At 74.3% G+C, this 22400-nt stretch carries 19 protein-coding genes and 1 tRNA gene; 8 read left to right on the top strand and 12 right to left on the bottom strand.

From position 1 onward, the window contains the following. Both AB0E96_RS20735 and AB0E96_RS20730 read right to left on the bottom strand, forming a co-directional pair. The coding region (locus AB0E96_RS20735) for a heavy metal translocating P-type ATPase (RefSeq protein ID WP_359825666.1) at nt 1-1737 on the bottom strand (1737 nt) is incomplete at its 3' end. 66 nt (nt 1738-1803) lie between these two features. Beyond that, a complete protein-coding gene (locus AB0E96_RS20730; protein ID WP_359825663.1) occupies nt 1804-2022 on the bottom strand; it encodes a cation transporter in 219 nt (72 codons plus the stop codon). A gap of 181 nt (nt 2023-2203) precedes the next feature. On the opposite strand from AB0E96_RS20730, the gene AB0E96_RS20725 reads away from it, so the two are divergent. After that, complete coding sequence (locus AB0E96_RS20725) at nt 2204-3376, top strand: PP2C family protein-serine/threonine phosphatase (RefSeq protein WP_359825661.1); 1173 nt, start codon at nt 2204-2206, stop codon at nt 3374-3376. Nucleotides 3377-3398: 22 nt separating this feature from the next. Here AB0E96_RS20725 and dhaL read toward each other — a convergent pair whose 3' ends face one another. Beyond that, nucleotides 3399-4025 carry a dihydroxyacetone kinase subunit DhaL gene (gene dhaL / locus AB0E96_RS20720; protein ID WP_359825659.1) on the bottom strand — a complete coding sequence of 209 codons (627 nt, stop codon included), beginning with the start codon at nt 4023-4025 and terminating at the stop codon, nt 3399-3401. A gap of 20 nt (nt 4026-4045) precedes the next feature. Beyond that, nucleotides 4046-5038: a dihydroxyacetone kinase subunit DhaK gene (gene dhaK / locus AB0E96_RS20715; protein ID WP_359825657.1), complete on the bottom strand. Its 993-nt coding sequence runs from the start codon at nt 5036-5038 to the stop codon at nt 4046-4048. 148 nt (nt 5039-5186) lie between these two features. On the opposite strand from dhaK, the gene dhaM reads away from it, so the two are divergent. Next, the gene (dhaM, locus tag AB0E96_RS20710) at nt 5187-5579 is read left to right on the top strand and encodes a dihydroxyacetone kinase phosphoryl donor subunit DhaM (protein WP_359825655.1); all 393 of its coding nucleotides are present in this window, start codon (nt 5187-5189) and stop codon (nt 5577-5579) included. 60 nt (nt 5580-5639) lie between these two features. On the opposite strand, the gene AB0E96_RS20705 is transcribed toward dhaM, so the two are convergent. Further along, complete coding sequence (locus AB0E96_RS20705) at nt 5640-7352, bottom strand: bifunctional 3'-5' exonuclease/DNA polymerase (protein ID WP_359825653.1); 1713 nt, start codon at nt 7350-7352, stop codon at nt 5640-5642. Nucleotides 7353-7627: 275 nt separating this feature from the next. Here AB0E96_RS20705 and AB0E96_RS20700 point away from each other — a divergent pair, with 275 nt between their 5' ends. Next, complete coding sequence (locus tag AB0E96_RS20700) at nt 7628-9652, top strand: M3 family metallopeptidase (RefSeq protein ID WP_359825651.1); 2025 nt, start codon at nt 7628-7630, stop codon at nt 9650-9652. A gap of 66 nt (nt 9653-9718) precedes the next feature. Here AB0E96_RS20700 and AB0E96_RS20695 read toward each other — a convergent pair whose 3' ends face one another. After that, complete coding sequence (locus tag AB0E96_RS20695) at nt 9719-11170, bottom strand: cellulase family glycosylhydrolase (RefSeq protein WP_359825649.1); 1452 nt, start codon at nt 11168-11170, stop codon at nt 9719-9721. A gap of 122 nt (nt 11171-11292) precedes the next feature. After that, nucleotides 11293-11916, bottom strand: a complete 624-nt coding sequence (locus AB0E96_RS20690) for a TetR family transcriptional regulator (protein WP_359825647.1) — start codon at nt 11914-11916, stop codon at nt 11293-11295. 125 nt (nt 11917-12041) lie between these two features. Between AB0E96_RS20690 and AB0E96_RS20685 the strand changes: the two genes are divergently transcribed. Beyond that, the gene (locus AB0E96_RS20685) at nt 12042-13268 is read left to right on the top strand and encodes an acyl-CoA dehydrogenase family protein (protein WP_359825644.1); all 1227 of its coding nucleotides are present in this window, start codon (nt 12042-12044) and stop codon (nt 13266-13268) included. A gap of 76 nt (nt 13269-13344) precedes the next feature. Here AB0E96_RS20685 and AB0E96_RS20680 read toward each other — a convergent pair whose 3' ends face one another. The 3 genes from AB0E96_RS20680 to AB0E96_RS20670 all read right to left on the bottom strand — a co-directional run bounded on the left by AB0E96_RS20680 (nt 13345) and on the right by AB0E96_RS20670 (nt 15615). Continuing rightward, the gene (locus AB0E96_RS20680; protein WP_359825642.1) at nt 13345-13953 is read right to left on the bottom strand and encodes a hypothetical protein; all 609 of its coding nucleotides are present in this window, start codon (nt 13951-13953) and stop codon (nt 13345-13347) included. A 126-nt stretch (nt 13954-14079) separates the two neighbouring features. Next, a complete protein-coding gene (locus AB0E96_RS20675; protein WP_359825639.1) occupies nt 14080-14889 on the bottom strand; it encodes an enoyl-CoA hydratase/isomerase family protein in 810 nt (269 codons plus the stop codon). A gap of 36 nt (nt 14890-14925) precedes the next feature. Next, entirely contained in the window at nt 14926-15615 is a 690-nt protein-coding gene (locus AB0E96_RS20670) for a TetR family transcriptional regulator (RefSeq protein WP_359825637.1), read from the bottom strand. 152 nt (nt 15616-15767) lie between these two features. Between AB0E96_RS20670 and AB0E96_RS20665 the strand changes: the two genes are divergently transcribed. Then, nucleotides 15768-17411: an MFS transporter gene (locus AB0E96_RS20665; RefSeq protein ID WP_359825634.1), complete on the top strand. Its 1644-nt coding sequence runs from the start codon at nt 15768-15770 to the stop codon at nt 17409-17411. Between the two features lie 113 nt (nt 17412-17524). Here the strand turns inward: AB0E96_RS20665 and AB0E96_RS20660 are convergent, their stop codons facing one another. Next, complete coding sequence (locus AB0E96_RS20660; protein WP_359825632.1) at nt 17525-18079, bottom strand: GNAT family protein; 555 nt, start codon at nt 18077-18079, stop codon at nt 17525-17527. A 75-nt stretch (nt 18080-18154) separates the two neighbouring features. Here AB0E96_RS20660 and AB0E96_RS20655 point away from each other — a divergent pair, with 75 nt between their 5' ends. After that, the gene (locus AB0E96_RS20655) at nt 18155-18763 is read left to right on the top strand and encodes a TetR/AcrR family transcriptional regulator (RefSeq protein ID WP_359825630.1); all 609 of its coding nucleotides are present in this window, start codon (nt 18155-18157) and stop codon (nt 18761-18763) included. Nucleotides 18764-19056: 293 nt separating this feature from the next. Here the strand turns inward: AB0E96_RS20655 and AB0E96_RS20650 are convergent. After that, nucleotides 19057-19132 (bottom strand) — tRNA-Arg (locus AB0E96_RS20650). Nucleotides 19133-19788: 656 nt separating this feature from the next. Here AB0E96_RS20650 and AB0E96_RS20645 point away from each other — a divergent pair. Both AB0E96_RS20645 and AB0E96_RS20640 read left to right on the top strand, forming a co-directional pair. After that, nucleotides 19789-20397 (top strand): single-stranded DNA-binding protein, encoded by a 609-nt coding sequence (locus AB0E96_RS20645; RefSeq protein ID WP_359825628.1) that lies wholly within the window; start codon nt 19789-19791, stop codon nt 20395-20397. Between the two features lie 355 nt (nt 20398-20752). Next, nucleotides 20753-22189 (top strand): Cys-Gln thioester bond-forming surface protein, encoded by a 1437-nt coding sequence (locus AB0E96_RS20640; RefSeq protein ID WP_359825626.1) that lies wholly within the window; start codon nt 20753-20755, stop codon nt 22187-22189. The last annotated feature ends 211 nt before the right edge of the window (nt 22190-22400 follow it).

Raw genomic sequence — 22400 nt, 5'->3', positions numbered from 1 at the left:
GCTGGTCGGCTTGACCGCGTCGGCGACCTCCAGCACGGCCCGCGCCTCGCCGTCCCAGCCGACCGCGATCGCGGTGCGGCCGGCCGCCTCGGCGGCGGCCTTGGCGCGGGCCAGGGAGGGCGGCAGGTGCTGCGCGCGGTCGGCCAGCAGGGCCTCGCGCCCGGCGACCACCGCGCGGCCCGCCACGACCCCCTCCACGCCCCGGCCGGGCACGTTGCGGAAGTCCGTGACGGCGGGCAGTTCGCCGGCCTCGGCGGCGGCCTCGGCGACCGCCCGGGCGATCGGGTGCTCGGAGGCGTGCTCGACGGCGCCGGCCAGGCGCAGCGCCTCGGCCCGGTCCACGCCCTCGGCGGTGTGCACGGCGACCACGGCCATCCGGCCGGTGGTGACGGTGCCGGTCTTGTCCAGGACGACGGTGTCGACCTTGCGGGTGGACTCCAGCACCTCGGGGCCCTTGATCAGGATGCCGAGCTGGGCGCCGCGGCCGGTGCCGACCATGAGCGCGGTCGGGGTGGCCAGTCCGAGGGCGCACGGGCAGGCGATGATCAGCACGGCGACGGCCGCGGTGAAGGCCTCGGTGGGGCTGTCGGTGGCCAGTAGCCGGACCACCAGGGTGGCCAGGGCGATCAGGACGACGGCCGGGACGAAGACCGCGGAGATCCGGTCGGCCAGCCGCTGGGCCGCGGCCTTGCCGTTCTGCGCGTCCTCGACCAGCTTGGCCATCCGGGCCAGCCGGGTGTCCGCGCCGACCCGGGTGGCCTCGACCACCAGCCGGCCGCCCGCGTTGACGGTGGCGCCGGTGACGGGGTCGCCGACGGCGACCTCGACCGGGACGGACTCGCCGGTGAGCATCGAGGCGTCCACGGCGGAGCTTCCCTCGACCACCGTGCCGTCGGTGGCGATCTTCTCGCCCGGCCGGACCACGAAGCGGGTGCCGACCGCCAGCCGGTCCACCGGCAGCCGTACCTCCCGGCCGCCCTGGAGGACCGCGACGTCCTTGGCGCCGAGGTCGAGCAGGGCGTGCAGGGCGGCGCCGGCCCGGCGCTTGGAGCGGGCCTCCAGCCAGCGGCCGAGCAGGATCAGCACGGTGACGGCCGCCGCGGTCTCCAGGTAGAGCGTGCCGGAGGCGTCGGTGGCGCCGACGGACAGCGAGAAGTCGTGGTGCGTGCCGGGCATGCCCGCGCTGCCCAGGAACAGCGCCCAGCAGGACCAGCCGAAGGCGGCCAGGGTGCCGAGCGAGACCAGGGTGTCCATGGTGGCGGCGCCGTGCCGCAGGTTGGTCCAGGCGGCGCGGTGGAACGGCAGGCCGCCGTAGACCACGACCGGGCCGGTGAGCGCGAAGGCCAGCCACTGCCAGTCGTCGAACTGGAGGGCCGGGACCATCGACAGCAGGACCACCGGGAGGCTGAGGACGGTGCTGATCAGCAGCCGTTCGGACAGCGGGTCGGCGGGCTCGGTCCGGGCGGTCGGCCCGGCTTCCGGGGCGGGCGCGGCCGGCGGCGGGGGGAGCTCGGCGGTGTAGCCGGTGCGCTCGACGGTGGCGATCAGGTCCTCGACCGTGGTGCCGGGGCCGTAGTCGACCCGGGCCTTCTCGGTGGCGAAGTTGACGGTGGCCTCGACGCCGTCCATCCGGTTGAGCTTCTTCTCGATCCGGGCGGCGCAGGAGGCACAGGTCATCCCGCCGATCGACAGCTCGACCCGGTCCCGGGCCCCGAGGTCCGGGGTGGACGTGCTCATGCGGATCACTCCTCGGTGCGGGCGGACGGCGGCGGCCGCGGTGGCGGCCCCGCCGTGCCGGGTGGTTCAGGCGCTGCGGCCGACCAGCTCGTAGCCGGCCTCGTCGATGGCGGCGCGCACCTGCTCGTCGTCCAACGGGGTGGCGGAGGAGATCGTCACGGTGCCGGCCGCGGAGTCGGCGGAGACCTCGGTGACCCCGGCGAGGGCGGAGACCTCCTCGCTGATCGCCTTCTCGCAGTGGCCGCAGCTCATGCCGGAAACGGTGTAGGTGATGGTGCTGGACACGGGAGGCCTCCGGGAGGTCCGGGCGGCCCGGGGCGTTCGCCCGGGACGCGGCGCTGGCAACGACTCTTGTGACGACACCATACCCCTCCAGGGTATTCCCGCGGAGGCGGGGTGGGGTGTCCCGCGGCGCAGGGGCCGGGCCGGTCGGGCCCGCGCCGTGATCGTCCCTTATGTTCGGTATGTGTTTCCGCTCCGCCGCGCCCAGTCACCCTCGGCCCCCACGGCAGCCGGACTGCCGCCGGACCGGCAGCGCGGCGCCCTGCTCGCCGCCGACCTCCAGGACGTCCCGTTCTGGTGGCGGGCCACCCCGGCGCTGGTCGCCGTCCTGCTGGTCGGGCTCGCGGACTTCCTCTCCGGCAAGGACCGCTACCTGGCCCCGCTGATGACCGTGGTGCCGACCGTCGCGGCGCTGACCCTGAAACCCGGCGAACTGCTCCTGGTCTGCTGCCTCGGGCTGCTCACCGTGTTCGGGCTCAGCCACCACGACCAGGTCGACAACATCAACGATGCCCGATTCCTGTACGGGGCGATGATCAGCTACGTCGTCCTGACCCTGTTCTCGGCCTGGGTCGCGAAGGTCCGGATGCGGCGGGCGGCCGCCTTCGCCGCCGTCAGCTCCGTCGCCGAGGCCGCCCAGCGGGCACTGCTTCAACTGCCGGGGCCGGCCGTCGGGCCACTGCGGCTCGCGGTGCGGTACGTGTCGGCGGCGGACGCCTCACGCATCGGCGGGGACCTGTACTCGGTGCTGGAGACGCCGCACGGCATCCGGGTCGCGGTCGGGGACGTCCGGGGCAAGGGGCTGGCGGCGGTACAGACCGCGGCCGTGGTGCTGGGCGCGTTCCGGGAAGCCGCGTACGACGAGGCCGGGCTGCGGGGCGTCGCGGCGCGGATCGAGGCCAGCGTCGAACGGCACGTGCCGGACGGGGAGTTCACCACGGCGCTGTTCGCGGAGTTCCGCACGCCCGGGGCGATGGAACTGCTCCAGTACGGGCACGTGCCCCCGATCCGGGTGGACGGCGAGGGCCGGGCGCACGTACTGGACGCGCCCGACCCCTGGGTGCCGCTCGGGCTCGGCCGGCTGGCGACGGGGGAGCCGACCACCTGGGGGCAGCCGTTCGGCGCCGAGGACGTGCTGGTGCTCTGCACCGACGGGGTGATCGAGGCGCGGCACCGGACGAGCGGCGAGTTCTACCCCCTGTCGGAGCGGGTCGGGCCGCTGGTGCGGGGAGCCGCGCGCTCGGCGGGGGAGCTGGAGGCGGCGGTGGGGCGGGTGTACGCGGACCTGCTGGCGCACACGGGCGGGCAGCTGCGGGACGACGCGTTGCTGTTGCTGATCGCGCGGACGGACGGGTGAGGCGGACGGATGGGTGAGGGGGTCAGGGGGCGGTGATGTCGGCGAGGGTGCGGAAGACGAGGGCGGTGGAGGTGGCGCCCGGGTCCTGGTGGCCGATGCTGCGTTCGCCGAGGTAGGAGGCGCGGCCCTTGCGGGCCTGGAGCGGGACGGTGTCGCGGGCGCCCTGTTCGGCGGCGGCGGCGGCCGCGGCGGCGGCCGCGGGGAGGTCGGCGCCGGTCGCGGCCTCGGCGCGGAAGGCGGCGACGGCCGGGGTCCAGGCGTCCACGATGGTCTTGTCACCTGGTTCGGCCTTGCCCAGCAGGCGGACGGCGTCCAGGCCGGCCGACAGGGCCTCGGCGACGGCGGCCGGGCCGGCCGGTTCGGGCAGGGCGGCGCCGATGGCGCGGAAGGCCTTGCCGTAGAGGGGGCCGGAGGCGCCGCCGACCTTGGAGATGAGTGTGGTGCCTGCCTTGGTGAGGACGGCGCCGGGGCCGGCCGGCTGGAGGCCGTCCAGGGCGGTGAGGGCGGCGGCGAAGCCGCGCTGGAGGTTGCTGCCGTGGTCGCCGTCGCCGATCGCGGAGTCCAGCTCGGTGAGCCGGGACCGCTCCTTCTCGACGGCGGCGGCGATCGCGCGGATCCAGGCCTCGGCCAGCGGGGTGTCGAAGTCCATCGGGTCTCCTTCGGTACGGCTCAGCGCTTGAGGGCGGGGGTGTCGACCGGGGCGTCCCAGAGTTCGAGCAGCTGGGTGTCGGCCTTGGTGAGGGTGAGCGAGAAACCCGCCATGTCCAGGCTGGTGACGTAGTTGCCGACCAGACTGCGGGCCACCGTGATGCCGCGCTCGGCGAGCGTGGCGGCGACCTCGCCGTAGACCACGTACAGCTCCAGCAGCGGGGTGCCGCCGAGGCCGTTGAGCAGGGCGATCACCTCGTCGCCCGGGGTCAGGTGGTGGTCGGTCAGGATGGTCTCGACCACCTCGGCGGCCAGCTCGCGGGCCGGACGGAGCTTCTCGCGCCGGCGGCCGGGCTCGCCGTGGATGCCGACGCCGACCTCGATCTCGTCCTCCGGCAGGTCGAAGCCGGGCTTGCCGGCGGCCGGGACGGTGGCCGCGGTGAGCGCGATCGCGAAGGAACGGGACGCGGCGTTGACCCGCTCGCCCAGGGCGGCCACCTCGTCCAGCGGGGCGCCGCGCTCGGCCAGCGCGCCGGCGGTCTTCTCGACCAGCACGGTCGCGCCGGTGCCCCGGCGCCCGGCAGTCCAGGTGGAATCCTCGACCGCGACGTCGTCGTTGACCAGGACGGTGCGGACCTCCAGGCCCTCCTCGGCGGCCAGCTCGGCGGCGAGCTCGAAGTTCATCACGTCGCCGGTGTAGTTCTTCACGACGAAGACCACGCCGGCGCCGGTCTCCACGGCCTTGGCGGCGGCCAGCATCTGGTCCGGGACGGGCGAGGTGAACACCTCGCCGGGGCAGGCGGCGTCGAGCATGCCGGGGCCGACGAAGCCGCCGTGCAGCGGCTCGTGGCCGGAGCCGCCGCCGGAGATCAGCGCGACCTTGGGAGCGGCCGGGCGGGCGGCCCGGGTGATCACCCGGTTGGGGACGTCCACCGACAGCTCGGGATGGGCGGCGGCGATTCCGGCCAGCGCGTCCTCCAGGACGCTCTCCGGGGTGTTGATCAGCTTTTTCAACGCTCTTCGCTCCCTTGGTGAGCACGCCACGGCCGTCGACGCCGCTGGAGCCGACGCTACGCCAGACGGGGGTGGTGGGCACGGGGTGCGACACGCGGGATCCGGATCACTCTCCCGGAGCAGCGGGTTCCGGCCGTAGGGTCGGCGCATGAGTGGGAACGTGGGCATTGTTCTGGTCTCGCACAGCGCCCGGCTCGCGGAGGGGCTGCGCGAGCTGCTCGGCGAACTCGCCTCGGACGGCGTGCGGGTGGTCGTCGCGGGCGGTACCGAGGACGGCGGGCTCGGCACCAGTTACGACCTGATCGCCGCCGCGATCGCACGGGCCGACGCCGGGGCCGGCGTGGTCGTGCTGCCGGACCTCGGCAGCTCGGTGCTCACCGCCGTCACGGTGCTGGAGGACGAGCCGCGGCCGGGCGTGAGACTGGCGGACGCGCCGTTCGTGGAGGGCGCGGTGGCGGCCGCCGTCACCGCCTCGACCGGGGCGGCCCTGGCCGAGGTGGTCGCGGCGGCCGAGGACGCGCGCGGGTTCAGGAAGCTCTGAGCGCCGGGCGGCCGCGCACCGGGCGCCGGCGGAACCGGGGCCCGAGGACCGGGCGGCCGCTCACTTGGCGTCCGCGTAGCAGTCCACCACCGCCGTGCTGAGCGGGAATCGCACCGGGGTGTCGCCGAACACGAGTCGGCGGGCCTCGTCGCCCGCCTCGGCGACGGCGGCGGCCACCTCGTCGGCGAGGTTGGCGGGGGTGTGCACGATCACCTCGTCGTGCTGGAAGAACACCAGGTGCGGGCGGTCCGCCGGCCCGGCGGTCGGCAGCTCGTTCAGCCGGCGGCGCAGCGCGGCGAGCAGGGCCAGCGCCCAGTCGGCGGCGCTGGCCTGGATGACGAAGTTGCGGGTGAAGCGGCCGCGGGCCCGGGCGGTGCGGCCGCCGGCCTCGCCCACCGACTCGCCCTCGGTGAGGTCGAGGAAGTCGGCGGAGGCCGGCGGGCAGACCCGGCCGAGCCGGGAGGCGACCACGCCGCCGTCCTCGCCGGTGCGGGCGGCGGCCTCGACGTAGCCCATCGCGGCCGGGTAACGGCGGTGCAGGGTGTTCAGCAGCGGGCCGATGTCGCCGCTGGTCTGCCCGTACATCGCGCCGAGCAGGCCGAGCTTGGCCTTGTCGCGGTCGCCCTGGAAGGCGTGGGCGGCGAGCGCCTCGTACAGGTCGCCGCCGGCGGCGGTGCGGGCCAGCCCGGCGTCCCGGGACAGCGCGGCGAGCACCCGGGGCTCCAGCTGGGCGGCGTCGGCGACGACCAGCAGCCAGCCCGGGTCGGCGACCACGGCGCGGCGCAGGATGCGCGGGATCTGCAGGGCGCCGCCGCCGCGGCTGGCCCAGCGGCCGGAGACCACGCCGCCGACCACGTACTCGGGCCGGAAGCGGCCGCCGCGGGCCCAGGCGTCCTGCCAGGCCCAGCCGTGCGCGACGTGGATCCGGGACAGCTCCTTGTAGCGGACCAGCAGCTGCGCGGCCGGGTGGTCGACGCCCTTGAGCTCCCAGGAGCGGGTGGAGCCGAGCTGGACGCCCGCCTCGGCGAAGGCGCGCAGCACCTGGGTGTGCGAGTCGGGGTTGAACGGCTTGGCGCCGAGGGCCTGTTGGAGGTCGACGGCGAGTTCGGCGAGGACCCTGGGCTGGGTGCCGGGGACGGTCGGGCGGGGGCCGAGCAGCTCGGTCAGCAGCCCGTCGTGGACGTCGGCCCGCCAGGGCAGCCCGTCCTGGGCCATCTCGGCGGACACCAGGGCGCCGGCCGACTCGGCGGCGACCAGCAGCCGGAACCGCTGCCGGGCGCCCTGGTCGGCGAGGGCGGCGATCCGGCGCTGCTGTTCGGCGTGGACGGCGACCACGGCCGCCAGCGGGTCGGCGCCGGGCGGCAGTTGCAGCCGGTCGGGGGCGAACAGCGAGTCCTGGCCGTCGTCGGCGTCGGCCAGGCCGGGCTCGGGCAGGTCCGCCGGGACGGGCAGGCCGCGCAGCCGCGCCCAGGCGGCGCCGAGCGAGCGGGGCGCGCCGAACCGGCCCTCGTGGGCCAGCAGCAGCGCCTCGACCAGCCGCAGGTCGTGGCAGCGGGCGAGCCGGTCGGGCAGCCGCGGCAGCAGCGGGGCGTACCCGGAGTCGGCGGCGGCCCAGACCCAGCGCGGGCGGTCGGCGGACTCCCGGGCGGCGACGGCGGTGGCGAGGTCGCGGACGGCCTCCGGCGGGCCGAGCGGGGCGCCGGCGTCGTCCAGCGGCCGGAGCCGGCCGCCGGGGCCGTGCGGGTCGGGCGCGAGGGCGATCCTGGGTGCCACGGGGCTGCTCCTCTCCGGCGCGCGGTCGGGCGTGCGGGGACGGGTACGGGGGGCGCACCCGCGGGCGGGCGCGCCGCGGCCCGCGACCGACGGGTCCGCGCGTCGACGGTAACCGGTGGGTACGACAAGGAAACGCAGGCGGGCACGGAGAGGGGAGCCGGAGGGGGCGGCGGCGGGGCGCGGTGGGAGGGCGCGGCGACGGGCGGGCTCGCAGGAACCTGCAACGCCGGTAAAGCACATGGGCAGGGCGGGGGACACGGCGTAGGGTTCGCGAAATGACCGAGAACCCGTTCTTCCAGGCCAGCCCGCTGGTCTACGAGCTCCCGCCGTTCGCCGAGATCCGCGAGGAGCACTACCTGCCCGCGTACGAGCGGGGCATGGCCGAGCAGCTCGCCGAGATCGCCGCGATCACCGCCGACCGGAGCCTGCCGACCTTCGAGAACACCCTGGTGGCCCTGGAGCGCTCCGGCGAACTGCTGAGCCGGGTCGACGCGGTGTTCCGCAACCAGTCCTCCTCGGACACCACCGACGTGCTGGACGAGGTGGAGGCGAAGGTGAGCCCGCTGCTCGCCGCCCACCACGACGCGATCCACCTGGACCTCGCGCTGTTCGCCCGGATCGAGGCGCTGTACCGGGACCGCGCCGGGCTCGGCCTGGACCCGGAGTCGCTGCGCCTGCTGGAGCGCCGGTACACCACGTTCGTCCGCTCCGGTGCCCGGCTGGGCGCGGCCGAGCAGGCCCGGCTGCGCGAGCTGAACGCCGAACTCGCCGCGCTCGGCACCACGTTCCAGCAGAACGTGAACGCCGCCACCCGCTCCGCCGCGCTGGTCGTGGACTCCGCCGAGGAGCTGGCCGGGCTGTCCGAGGGCGCCGTCGCCGGGGCCGCGGAGAACGCCCGGGTGCTCGGCCGCCCGGGCTCGTACGTGCTGAGCGTGCGGAACACCTCGGGCCAGGCCGAGCTCGCGCAGCTCACCGACCGCTCGGTGCGCGAGCGGCTGCTGGCCGCCTCGCTCGGCCGGGGCGCCGAGGACAACGGCCCGCTGGCGATCCGGATGGCCGGGCTGCGCGCCGAGCGGGCCGAGCTGCTGGGGTACCCGAGCCACGCCGCGTACGTGGTGGCGGACGAGACGGCCGGCACCGTCGAGGCGGTCTCCGGCCTGTTGTCCCGGCTGGTCGGCCCGGCCGTGGCGATGGCCCGGCGGGAGGCCGAGGAGCTGGCCCGGGTGGCGGCCGCGGACGGCGTCGGGCAGATCGCCGCGCACGACTGGGCGTACTACTCGGAGAAGGTCCGGCAGAGCTCCTACCAGGTGGACGCGACGGTGCTGCGGCCGTACTTCGAGCTGGAGCGGGTGCTGCGGGACGGTGTGTTCTTCGCCGCGAACCTGGCGTACGGGGTGAGCTTCACCGAGCGGCCGGACCTGACGGCCCACCACCCGGACGCGCGGGTCTTCGAGGTGTTCGAGGAGGACGGCACCGCGCTGGGCCTGTTCATCGGGGACTTCCACGCCCGGGCGTCCAAGCGCGGCGGCGCCTGGATGGACGCGCTGGTGGCCCAGTCCGGGCTGACCGGGCGGCGCCCGGTGGTGCTGAACAACCTCAACATCCCGCGCCCGGCGCCCGGCGAGCCGGTGCTGATGGACTGGGACGAGGTGCGCACGCTGTTCCACGAGTTCGGGCACGCGCTGCACGGGCTGTTCTCGGACGTGCGCTACCCGCTGTTCTCCGGCACCTCGGTGCCCCGGGACTTCGTCGAGTTCCCCTCGCAGGTCAACGAGATGTGGATGGTCCGGCCGGAGGTGCTGGCCAACTACGCCCGCCACCACGCGACCGGGGAGCCGCTGCCGGCCGAGCTGGTCGAGCGGATGACGGCGGCGGAGGGCTTCGGGCAGGGCTTCCGGACGGTGGAGTACCTGGCGGCCACGCTGCTGGACTGGGCCTGGCACACGGTGCCGCGGGGCGAGCGGATCGAGGACGCCCAGGAGTTCGAGGCGCGGGCGCTCGCGGCGGCCGGGGTCGCGGTGGACGCGATCCCGCCGCGCTACCGCACGACGTACTTCCAGCACGTCTTCTCCAGCGGGTACAGCGCGGCGTACTACGCGTACATCTGGTCGGAGGTGCTGGACGCCGACACCGTGCAGTGGTTCGGGAGCAACGGGCGCCCGGTGCGGGAGAGCGGCGAGCTGTTCCGGCGGGAGCTGCTGGCGCGCGGGTTCAGCCGGGATCCGCTGGAGTCGTTCCGCGCGGTGGTCGGCCGGGCGCCGGAGACCGGGCCGCTGCTGGCCCGCCGGGGGCTGGTTTGAGCGATCCGGCCGCGGCGCTCGGCGGGAGGTCCGTCGGGAGGTGCGGCGAGGGGCCCGGCGGGCGGTTCAGCGAGGCGTGAGCGTGACCGTCACGGTCGTGCCCGGGCGGGCGTGGGGGAGCCGGACGCGGACGGTCCCCGCGCGCCCGCCCGTCGGCTGCTCGACCTCGGTCCGGGCGCCGGCCGGGGTGACGGCCACCGTGGCCCCGCGCGGGAACGCGGCCGGGGGCAGCAGGAGTTCGCCGGCGCGTCCGGTGCCGTCGGCGCGCCAGCTCACCGTGGTGCCGGTCGTCCGGACGGCCGAGCCCGCGACGGCCACCGGGTACGGACCGAAGACGGGTCCGTCGCCGGGGGCGGGGCGTCCGGCCGGGTCGAGCGCGCAGTAGCCGCCGTCGCCCCGGCACCAGTACCACATCGTCCAGCCCTCGGCGAAGCCGTCCATCGCGGCGACCTGGCGGCGGACCAGCTCGGTGTTGCCCGGGGTGCGGGAGTCCGGCGGGCCCCACTCGCCGACCAGGACGGGCAGCCGGTGGGCGGCCGGGTAGCCGGTGATCGCGGCGGTGTACCGCTCCACGAAGCCGCCGGACGGGTCCCAGTCGGCGCCGCCCTCGACCGCGGTGTCGTAGAAGTGCGGCGCGTAGCCGAGCCGAGGTGCGCCGGGGCGCGGGTCGGTGAAGCCGGGCAGCCGGGTGGGCACGCCCTGGCCGACCAGGACGGTCGGTTCGACGAACAGCCAGGCGCGGGAGTCGGCCCGGCGCACGGCGGCGATCAGGCGGCGGTACATGCCGGGGAGCCGGTCCTGCTCCAGGGCGGCGGAGGCGGCGGCCAGCACGGCCGGGTCGCTCGGGTCGCCGTCCACCGGGCCGAACGGCTCGTTGAACAGGTCGTATCCCAGCAGAGAGCGGTGGCCGCGCAGTTCGCGGGCGAGCCGGGTGTAGAAGTCGGCCTGCCAGGAGCGCAGGTCGGGGTCGTCGTAGAGGTGGCGGAAGGCGGCCTGGACGGCGGGCTGGAAGTAGCCGGCGAACCAGTCGTCCGGGTCCGGGGTGAACGGCAGGCCGTCGTCCCGGGTGGCCCAGGCGGGGACGCCGTTGTCGCCGCCGACGAACTTCGGCCCGTAGACGTCCTGGTGGAAGTCGACCAGGACCAGCAGGCCCAGCCGGTCGGCGCGGTCCAGGAGCCGCTGGACGCGGCGCAGTTCGGTGGGGTCGAGGCGGCCGCGTTCGGGTTCCAGTCTGGTCCAGGAGACCGGCAGCCGGACCAGGGTGAAGCCCTGGGCGGCGACCGAGTCGAGGTCGGCCGGGGTGGCCTCGGCGTACTTGTCGAGGTTGAAGCCGCGCAGCAGGAGCCGGCGCCCCTGGGCGTCGGTGAGGGCGGTGCGGCCGTCGGCGGCGGTGGCGGTGCCGGTGGGGAAGCGGTCGGCCGGCCCGCCGTGGGCCGAGGCCGGGACGGCGGTGGCGGCGGGGGTGAGGGCGGCGGTGGCGGCGAGCAGCAGGGCGGTGGCGGTGCGGCGCAGGCGCATCGGGGACCTCGCACGGCGGGGGGTGGGGGTGGGGCCCGATGATGCCCGGACTGCCGTGCACCGCACAAGAGTTCAGTCGCCGGAGGGTTCGGCTCCGGGGCGCCGGCCGGTTCGGCCGCGGCTCAGTCGCCGGAGGGTTCGGGCGCGGGCGGCAGGACGGCGGTCGGCAGGTCCGCGGCGGCGGCCAGCCGGCCCCAGAGCAGGTCGGCGAGCGCCTGCACCATCCGGGTGCGCGAGCAGGGCTTGCTCTCCAGCCACCAGTCCCCGGCGGCCAGCACCATGCCGGTGATGCCCCGGCCCCAGGCCTCGGCGAGCAGGTCGCGGTCGGCGCCGAGGTCGACCTGGCTCTGCACGGCCCGGGTGATCTCCTCGGCGATCTGCTTGAGCGCGGGGGCGAGGGCGTTGCCGGCGCCGCTCGGGTCGCCCGGCTCGGGGTGGGTGAGCAGCCGGTAGACCTGGGGGCGGGACTCGATCCCGGCGAGGTAGGTGTCCAGGACGTGCTCGACCCGGTCGCGGCGCTCCAGCGGCTCGGCGAGGGCGGCCCGGACGGTGGCCAGCAGCCCGCTGGTGTGACGCTCGGTCAGTGCTCTGATCAGGCCGTTCCGGTCGCCGAAGTGGCGGTAGAGGATCGGCTTGGTGATGCCGGCCTCGGCGGCGATGGCGTTCATGCTGGCGCCCGGCCCGTCGCGTTGGATGACCCGGTCGGCGGCGTTGAGCAGCTGCTCGCGGCGGGGCTCTCGGGACATGCGCTGCTCCTCGGGTTCGGGGTCTGTCCGGCCGTTGACACCGGTTACCAATCAGTAGCAGACTCCGACGATGTTACCCGAGGTAACACCCCGGTCGGCCGCACACGTCTTCGGAGGAAAGCACCATGAGCAGCACGTTCTCGCTGGACCCGGGCGCGGACCAGCTCGCCGTACGCGACTGGCTGCACGGCTTCGCCGCCGACGTGATGCGCCCCGCCGCGGCCGAGTGGGACGAACGCGAGGAGACCCCCTGGCCGGTCATCCAGGAGGCCGCCAAACTGGGCATCTACTCGCTGGACTTCTACGCCCAGCAGTACTTCGACCCCTCCGGCGTCGGCATCCCGATCGCCATGGAGGAGCTGTTCTGGGGCGACGCCGGCATCGGGCTGTCCATCGTCGGCACCACCCTGGCCGCCGTCGCGGTGCTGGCCAACGGCACCGACGAGCAGATCGGCACCTGGACCCCGCAGATGTTCGGCACCCCCGAGGACGTCAAGGTGGCCGCCTTCTGCTCCTCCGAGCCGGACGCCGGCTCCGACGTCTCGGCGCTGCGCACCCGGGCGGTGTACGACGAGGCCAAGGACGAGTGGGTGCTGAACGGCACCAAGACCTGGGCCACCAACGGCGGGATCGCCGCCGTCCACGTGGTGGTCGCCACCGTCGACCCGGAGCTCGGCGCCAAGGGCCAGGCCTCCTTCGTCGTCCCGCCGGGCACCCCGGGGCTGAGCCAGGGCCAGAAGTTCAAGAAGCACGGCATCCGCGCCTCGCACACCGCCGAGGTGGTGCTGGACGGCGTCCGGGTGCCCGGCAACTGCCTGCTCGGCGGCAAGGAGAAGCTGGACGAACGCCTCGCCCGGGCCCGCGAGGGAGTCCGGCGCCCGGGCGGCAGGGGCAACGCGGCGATGGCCACCTTCGAGGCCTCCCGCCCGGCCGTCGGCGCGCAGGCGATCGGCATCGCCCGGGCCGCGTACGAGGTGGCACTGGACTACGCCGGGACCCGGGAGCAGTTCGGCCGGCCGATCATCGACAACCAGGGCGTGGCCTTCCAGCTCGCCGACATGAGGACCCGGATCGACGCGGCCCGGTTGCTGGTGTGGCGGGCCTCCTGGATGGCGGTCAACAACCAGCCGTTCACCGCCGCGGAGGGCTCGATGTCCAAGCTGTACGCGGGCGAGACCGCCAAGTACGTGACCGCGCAGGCGATGCAGATCCTCGGCGGCAACGGCTTCACCCGGGAGTACCCGGTGGAGCGGATGCACCGGGACAGCGCGATCTACTCGATCTTCGAAGGGACCAGCGAGATCCAGCGGCTGGTGATCGCCAGGGCGATCTCGGGGGTGCCGATCCGCTGACCGGGCGATCCCGGGGCGGCCGGCCGCCCCGGCCGACTGGCTGGCCCACCGCGCCGGTCGGTCGGCGCCCGGCCCGTCAGCGGGCCAGCCAGAAGGTGAGCCCGGCGGTGAGAGCGCCCACCACCGTGCCGACGACCGTCTGCGCGGTGGTGTGGTCCCGCAGCACCACCCGGGACCACCCGATCAGCGGGACCAGCGGGGAGAGCAGCAGCCAGAGCGGGCCGAGCGCGATGGCGAGGCAGACCACCGCGCCGGTGGCCACGGCGGTGTGCACGGAGACCTTCCACCAGGCGGTGATCACCAGGATCGGGACCAGCGAGGCGAACATCGCCAGCACCAGGGCGGTCAGGTCGGCCGGGGCGTCCAGTCCGATCATCACCGCGAAGCTGAGCAGCACCGAGCCCATGATGAGCGGGAAGACGGTCATCCGGCGCTTGCGCTGCCCGACGTGGCGGTCCGCCACGGTGCCCTTGCGCATGCCCTGCCGGATGATCAGGGTCGGGACGACGGCGGCGAACAGGACGGCGAACAGGGCCCAGCCGATGCCGGTCCAGCCGTAGCGGAGGCCGCCGAGCAGCGGGAGCAGCACGAGGATCACGTTCTTCGGCTCCAGGCCGTCGGTGATCCGGCGGGCCCAGGCCGTCCGGCCGGTGGAGGTGGGGGCGGCCTCGGCCTCGGTCGTCATCGGGGTGGGTGCTCCGGGGGGTGCGAGGGGCGGACGGGATCTGGTCGGACGATCGTACGGGGACCGGTCCGACCGTCTCCGCGGGCCCCGGCTCGGGGCCGGGCCTGTTCGGAGCCGGGCGCCGGCTCAGAACCGGGCTGGGCGGCCCTCCAGGAAGGCGGTCAGGCCCTCGCGGACGTCCGAGCCCTCCCGGGAGCGGAGCAGCCAGGGGGCCAGGACCTCGTCGGCCCGCTCGGGCGGGGCGTCCAGGACGGTCTTGGCCGCGCCGATGGTCAGGGTCGAGCGCCGGGTCAGCAGCCGGGCGAAGTCCAGTGCGGCGGCGTCGAGTTCGGCGTCCGGCAGGACACGTTCGGCCAGGCCGAGCGGCAGCGCGTCCCGGCCGCTCACCAACTCGCCCGAGAACAGCAGGTACTTGGCCCGGGCCGGGCCGATCAGCCGGGACAGCCGTACGGTCGGCACCGCGGAGTAGACCACGCCGAGCTTGGCCGGGGTGATCCCGAGCCGGGCGTCCTCGGCGACGAACCGCAGGTCGCAGGCGACGGCCAGCTGGCAGCCGCCGCCGACGCAGGCGCCGTGCACCACGGCGAGGGTCGGGTGCGGGAAGGCCGCCAGCGCCTCCTCGGCGGCGACGTTGGTCGCGTGGTAGGCCTCCGCGCGGTCCGGATCGCCGTACACCTCGGAGAGTTCGGCGATGTCCGCGCCGGCGCTGAAGGTGTTGCCGGCGCCGGTGAGCAGCAGTGCGCGCACGCCCGCGTGGCCGGCCAGCTGCTCCAGGACCTTGGGCAGCGCCTGCCACATCGCCAGGGTCACCGCGTTGCGGCGGTGCGGGCGGTCGAACTCCAGGACCGCGACGCCGTCCTCGCCGACGTGGGCGTTGAGGCCCTCGGCCTGTGCGGGCAGGGCGGAGCGGTCCCGCGTGAGCAGCGGCTGGTCCATGCGCACCTCCGGTCGGTCGTGGTGCGCCCAACTCTCTCAGGAGGCGCGGGTGCAGTAGTCGCCGAGGCCCTGTTCGAGCAGGGCGAAGGCGCGGCGGGCCTCCGCCAGCGCGATGGGCAGGGCGTCGGCGGCGCGCTCGCCGTCGAGCATCCGCCGGTGGTTGGCGGCGATCAGCGCGACCCGGACGGCCAGCAGCTGGGCGGTGGCGACCCGGGCGGTCAGCTCGTCGTGGGCCGGGTCCTGGGCGAGCAGTTCGGCGGACAGCGCGGCGTGCGCCAGCAGGTCGAAGCCGTGGGTGGCACGTGCGGTCAGCGCCGGGGTGCGGTGGATCAGCCGGACGACGTCGAGCACGATCGCGTCGTCGTTCAGTCCGGCGGCCGGGTCGAAGCGCTCCAGCGCGGAGACGAACTGCTCGCGCAGCGCCGTCACCGCCGAGGCGCCCGGGGCGCGGTCGCGGACCGCGCGGGCCGGTTCGTCGAGGTGCTGCTCCATCGGGCCCATGACCAGGTCTTCCTTGGTGGGGAAGTAGTTGAAGACGGTCATCTTGGACACCTCGGCGGCGGCGGCGATCTCCGCGACCGAGACCTGGTCGAAGCCCCGCTCGGTGAACAGCGCGACGGCGGTCCGGAAGATCCGCATGCCCGTCTGGAACTTCTTGCGCTCGCGCAGCGGGAGCGCGTCGAGGTCGACGTCGGGGCCGAAGTCCTGTGCGGGTCGCATCGCCATGAGGGGACTGTACCAGGCTCAAATGTTGACCCGGCAGAAAGATTGGTCAGGATGAAGAATTGACCAGGTACAAAAAGGCTGCCATGGTGAGGACGTGCCGCCGGCAGCCCCGGATCCGGCGCGAACTCAACCGACCCTGGGGGGACTTGACCATGGCCACCGCCGCACCCGTACCACCCGGCGCCACCGCGCCGCCCGGCACCGCACCGGCCGACGCCGGGCCGCCCGACGCCGCGCTGATGACGCCCGCCCAACGCAAGGTGGGCATACTGCTGTGCCTGGTCACGATCGTGCTGGCCGTGCTCGACATGAACATCGTCTCGGCGGCCACCGTGCCGATCGTCCGCGACCTCGACCCCGTCCACGGCGTCGACCGACTGCCCTGGCTGATCAGCGCGTTCGCGCTCGCCGCCACCGCGCTGCTGCCGCTCTACGGCCGGCTCTGCGACTCCTGCGGCGCCAAGCACGTGCTCCTCGGGGCGGTCGCCGTCTTCACGCTCGGCTCGGCGCTGTGCGGAGCGGCGCAGTCGATGGACCAGCTGATCGCCTTCCGGGCCGTCCAAGGCGTCGGCGGTGGCGGGCTGATGAGCGTCACCATGGTCGTCATCGCCCGATTCAAGGAGCCGGGCGAGGGCTCCAACGCCAAGGGCAGCGCCATGGGCGGGATCGTCGCGGGGCTGGGCGCGTCGATCGGTCCGCTGATCGGGGCGCTGCTCACCGACCACGTCAGCTGGCGATGGATCTTCTACGTCAACCTGCCGCTCTGCCTGCTGGTGCTGGTCGGCGTGGCCCTGGTGATCAAACTGCCGAAGGCGACCGGCCGCGGCGGGCTGGACTTCCTCGGTTCCGCCCTGGCCGCCATATTCGCGGTCGGGCTGCTGCTGGTCACCGAGTGGGGCGGCAAGGACTACGCCTGGACCTCACCGGTCATCCTCGGACTGGCCGCCGGCACGCTCGCCGCGTTCGGCCTCTTCCTGTGGCGCCAGGCCGTCGCCGCCGCTCCGGTGCTGCCGCTGTCGCTGTTCCGGATCCCGGTGGTGCGGCTGGGATTCGCCGTCCAGGGCCTGGTCGGGATGGGTATGATCGGCGCGATCGTCCACGTGATGCTCTACCTCCAGCTCGCCCGGGGCGTCGCCCCGACCTCGGCCAGCCTCTACCTGATCCCGATGGCGGCCGGGATGACGGCTTCCGGGCTGGTCGCCGGCCGGCTGCTCTCCAGGGGCCGTTCGATGGGCTCCCTGCTGCTGGCCGGCGCGGGCTGCTCGGCGCTCGCCCTGCTGCTGCTCGGGCTGAGCGGGCCGACCACCCCGGAGCTCGCCCTGATGGCCGAACTCGCACTGTTGGGATGCGGGTTGGGTCAGTTGATCGGTCAGCTGCTGGTGGTGGTGCAGGAGGCCGCGCCGCCGCACCAGCTGGGCGTGGCGACCACCGGCATCCGGTTCTTCCAGAACCTCGGCAACGCGCTGGGTGCGGCGGTCTTCGGCACCGTGCTGGTGCGGGTCTTCGCGGACGGGGAGCAGGGCCGGCCGCTCGGCGCCGTCCGGACGCTCACCGGGGCCGCGCGTGAGCACGCGGTGCGCAGCTTCACCGAGGCGGTGGACGTGGTCTTCCTGTCGGCCGGCGGGGTGCTGGTGCTGGTGGTGCTGCTGGTGTGGCGGTTGTGGGCGGTCGGCGGGCCCGCCCTGCGCGGTGGCGTGGGCCGGGACGGTGGAGGGAGCCCGGACGGCAGCTGGGCGGTGGAGTCGGTCACCGGGGGCGCGGGGGAGCGGTCGGTGGCCGGGGCCCGGGCGGCCTGAGGGGGACGGGCGCACGGCGGGGTCCGGTGGAACGGGGGTGTCCACGGCCCCGCCGTGTGCGCGGCCGGCGCGGACGCGGCCGGTCCGGCCCCGGGCCCTCGGCCCCGGCCGGGTCAGCCCTGGGTGGCGGTCGTCCACTCGGTGGCGAGGATGGCCCAGATCTCCTTGTCGTAGCGGACCCCGTTGTACGGGTACCACTCGCGCAGCACGCCGTCGCGGGTCATGCCGAGCCGTTCGGCGACCGCCCGGCTGCGGGCGTTGACGGAGGAGCACCACCATTCGGCGCGGTGCATGCCGCGGGTGACGAAGGCGTAGTCGAGCAGCTGCCGGACGGCGGCGGTGATCAGGCCGTGGCCCTCGCCGGCCGGCTCCGTCCAGGCACCGATCTCGCAGACGCCGGACTTGGCGTCGAAGCTCACGAACATGACGCCGCCGACCAGCGTGCCGTCCAGCCAGATGCCGTAGATCCGCTTCTGGTCGGCGGCCTGGCCGTCGGTGTAGCGCTGGAGGGTCGCGCGGGCGGAGTCCAGGTCGACCGAGAAGGTGGCCCAGGGGATCCACGGGTCGGTGTGGGCGCGGGCGCGGTCGAGGTGGGTCAGGAACTCGGGGGCCTGCCAGGGCTCCAGCGGGCGCAGTTCGGCGTTCTCGGTGAGCTGTACGGCAAACACGGGCGGGCCTTTCAGGGTGGTGCCGAGGTTGGCTGGACCATTCATAACAAACGTTTGGTATGTACGATAGCCCCCATGACACCGGCCCGTGGAGACCATGACGCCCGACGCTCGGAAGTCTCCGAGGGGGTGTGGCGGGTGCTCTCCACCCGGGGCTTCGAGGGGCTGACCCTGCGTGCGGTGGCCGCCGAACTGGGCGCCTCCACCGGGCTGTTGACGCACTACTTCCCGAACAAACGGGCGCTGCTGAGCCACGCGCTGGAGGAGCTGGACCGGCGCTCGCTGGCCCGCCCCCGGCGCACCGCCCCGGAGGACGGCAGCCCGCCGCCGGCCGGGCTGGCCCGGGTGCGGGCGTCGCTGCTGGACGTGCTGCCGCTGGACGGCGAGGCCGCGGCCGACAACCGGATCTGGGTCGGCTCCTGGGACCACGCCCTGGCCGACCGGGACCTCGCGGCCGCGCACGCGGGCCGCTACGCGCGCTCCCGCACGGCGCTCACGGAGCACGTCGTGGACGCCCAGCGGCTGGGGGAGCTCCCGGCGCACGCCGACCCGGTCGCGCTCGCGGCGGGGGCGCAGGCCTTCGTGCTGGGGCTGGTGGTGCAGGCGCTGTTCGCTCCGGAGGAGTTCCCGGCGGAGCGGCAGACGGAGCTGCTGGACGCCTATCTGGCCGGACTGGCGGGGTAGTCGGGGCTGGGGGTCGGGGGCCGGGGGCCGGGGGCCGGGCCGGGGGTCGGGCCGGCGGCTCGGGCCCGGTGTCGGGAGTGCGGGCGCCGGCGCGTTCGGGGGATGAAATCGCCGGGAATTCCGGTTGTTCCGATTGACCCCGTTTCCGGCGCCATTCCCGCGAAGGCCGCGGCACGTATCGTCACGGGTTATGCGCGGTGAGTGCGCGGAGCGGTTGGCGTACGGCATTACCGACCGGCCCGGAACGGACACGGAAAGTGTCGGGTACTGCGGTGGCCTGCGGAATTGCGAGGTGGTGCCCCCAGCAGGATTCGAACCTGCGACCTACCGCTTAGAAGGCGGGTGCTCTATCCGCTGAGCTATGGGGGCGGGACGGGCGGCGCCCTGGCGGGCGTGACCGTGGCCGGGATCGGGCTGGCGAGCGCCGGGCGCGCGCTGTTCAGGCCCCGTGCCCGAGGGCCGGGGTGGGGGTGGTGGGCCCTCGTCCTGTCGGGGACAGGATAAGGGTGACCGGTTCCCCGGCCGGGTGTGACGACACCGCCGTTGGTGTGTCGGTTCGGTGGAGCGGTCCGATAATCGCAGGTGAAGGCCGTGAGTGCAGCGGTCTGGGAGTGTTCGGCGCCGGACGTTGTGCAGTCGTTACGGGGCTGCCTCCTCACCCGTTATGGATTCGGCACGGAGAATGTGGCGCCGGCGTGCGGGTGGGGGGCCGTAATCACGCTTGCGTTGGTCGGATGACGTGCGCGGACGGTCGTCGGGGCGCGTTCCGGGGCGCGTTCCCCGGCGGGTCCCGGCGCGCGCCGACGGGGCGGCGAGCAGCGAGTTTGTTGTCATGGCCGCGAAGAAGTGGGGGGTGGAGTGACGGCCGAAGGCTGAAATTCACCCCTGCGGGTGACAACAGTTTCCACAGCCGTGAGTTATCCACAGGATTTCGGAACTCCGTGGCCGGGATTTCCTCCGAAGTGCACGCTCAAGGCGCACCGGTCGATTCCGTACGGTGCATCGGCGGGAACGGAGGGTGTGCCATGAGCGAGACGCACGTGACGGTGATCGGCAATGTGGCGACGGAGGTGAGCTACGGCGAAACCAATGGCGGCGTACCGATGGCCAGCTTCCGGCTCGGCTGCACCGAGCGGCGGTACGACCGGCAGCGCGAGTGCTGGGTGGACGGTGAGACACAGTGGGTGCGGGTGACGGCCTGGCGGGCGCTGGCGGTCAACCTGATCGGCTCGCTGGCCAAGGGCGATCCGGTGCTGGTGAGCGGTCGGCTGCGGGTGCGCGAGTGGACGGAGGGGGAGGTGAAGCGGAGCCGGGCCGAGATCGACGCCCGATCGGTCGGACACGACCTCACCCGTGGTACCACGGCGTTCCGGTGGGCGGCGGGGGCGCGTGGGCAGCCGCCGGGCGGTCCCGGGCCGGTCGGGGCGGAGGCCGGGAGCGAGGTGGTCCCGGAGTGGATCGTCAGCGCGGTGGAGGCGCGCAGGGGCTCGGCGGTGGCGCTCGGCGCGCCCCCGGCGGTGGTCGCGGCGGCGGTCGTGCGGGCGCTGCCGCCGGGCGGCGGGCCGGCCCCGGGGGAGCCGGGCGAGGTGGCCGGGGGGAGTCGAGGGGGTGGCGCGGCGGGCGAGTCGGGCTGACGGGACGATGACCCTTCCCTGTCGACAAATATGTTGATCGAGAAGGTTGTTGACCCCCCGCGTGCAATCCGACCGGATAACAGAAAACGATCCGCCGGATTCTGTCAGACCATCAGCTTGTGTGGGACTTGCGGCGGTTGATAACGATACAGATACGGAATCGTCCTGATTTCGCATGTGGGTTTCGGGACCTCCGGGGCTCAATAGGATTCGTCTGGTTCATACCCGCAGCGGTGCCACAGGGGGCACGCGCGGGACGGCAAGTCGGCGGGCCGCCCACTCGGTGCGGCCCGGCCCGGAGGGATCCCAGATGTTCCAGAGGCAGGGGCGGAGTCTGTCCCGGATAACCACTGTCATGCTCACGACCAGCTTGGCGCTGGGCGGTGGCCTGTTCGCGGCCGGTGCGGCGGCCGCGGCCGGCACCCCGAGCTCGGGCGTGACCGCGGAAGTCCAGAACGAGATGCTCGGCGAGAAGGTCGACGTCGAGGGCAAGGGGACGGTCGACGCCGGTCTCTTCACCCTCAAGACGGCCAACGGCGAGAAGCTCAGGACGTACTGCATCGACTTCGACAACCCGGTCTACCTGGACAGCGGCGCCAAGTACCACGAGGCGGACTGGGCGTCGAGCTCGCTCAACAGCAACGCGAACGCGCCCAAGATCCGCTGGATCCTGGACAACTCCTACCCGCAGGCGAGCCTGGCCTCCCTGGCCACGGCGATCCACGTCGACGGCCTGAGCGAGGCGGACGCCGCCGCCGGCACCCAGGCCGCGATCTGGAAGTTCTCGGACAACAAGAACGCCACCCCGCGCAACGACAAGGCCAAGAAGCTTCGCGACTACCTGGTCGGCGACGCCAACAAGGGCGTCGCGGCCGAGCCCAAGCCCTCGCTGACCCTCTCCCCGGACTCGGCCTCCGGGAAGTCGGGCGGCAAGCTCGGCCCGTTCCTGCTGAACTCCAGCGCGAACGAGGTCAAGCTGACCGTCACCGGCGACGCCGCGGACAAGGTCAAGCTGCTGGACAAGGACAGCAAGCCGGTCAACGGCAGCCTGGCCGGCCCGATCGGCAAGGACACCCCGCTGTTCCTGGACGTGCCGGCCGGCACCCCGGACGGCAAGGCCGCCATCAGCGCCACCGCCGAGGCCAACGTGCTCAGCGGCCGGGTCTTCATGAGCAAGGTCGACAACCGCGGCCGCCACAGCCAGACCATGATCCTGGCCGGCTCCACCAAGGTGAACGTCGCGGCCGACGCCAAGGCCACCTGGAAGCAGGGCAAGGGCGCGCTGATCGACAGCTCCGCCAAGGAGGAGTGCGCCGCCGGCGGCGTGCGGGTGTCCGTCACCAACAGCGGTGACGAGGCCGCCACCGTCACGGTCGGCAAGCAGCAGGTCGCCGTCCAGCCGGGCAAGACCGAGACCGTGCTGGTCAAGGTCGAGGAGAAGGCCAACTACGACTTCACCGTGACCGGCCCGAACGGCTACACCAAGCAGTTCACCGGTGTCCTGGACTGCAAGGTCGGCGTGACCCCGACCCCGGGCCCGTCCACCCCGGCCGCCACCACGGCGCCGTCCGGCACGCCGAGCGCGGCCCCGTCCGGCACCCCGAGCAACGGGGCTGGCCAGCCGGCCCCGGCGACCACCAGCGCCGCCCCGGGCACCGGTGGCCTGGCCCAGACCGGTGCCAATGACTCCACCCCGATCCTCGCCGCCGTCGCCGGTGGCCTGGTCGTGGCCGGTGGCGCCGCCGTCTTCGTCCTGCGCCGCCGCGGCCGCCACGGCCGCACCACCGCCTGACCGGCCCGAACCGCCTGACCGGCCCGACGGGCCGACCGGCCCCGACCGGCTGAACCGATCGAACCGCCCGAGCGGGCCGGGAGGCACTGACCTCCCGAGGCCCTGAGAGCGGCAACCGGCCCGCCCGGCCTGGCCGGCTCCACCAACCTCGTCCGCGTCCACCACGTGGGGACGCTGGACGTCTGAGCGGCCACTGCTCGGCGGCGCGGCC

The sequence above is a fragment of the Kitasatospora sp. NPDC036755 genome (assembly GCF_040636595.1).
Lineage (GTDB): Bacteria > Actinomycetota > Actinomycetes > Streptomycetales > Streptomycetaceae > Kitasatospora.
This window is presented reverse-complemented; position numbering and strand designations above follow the sequence as displayed.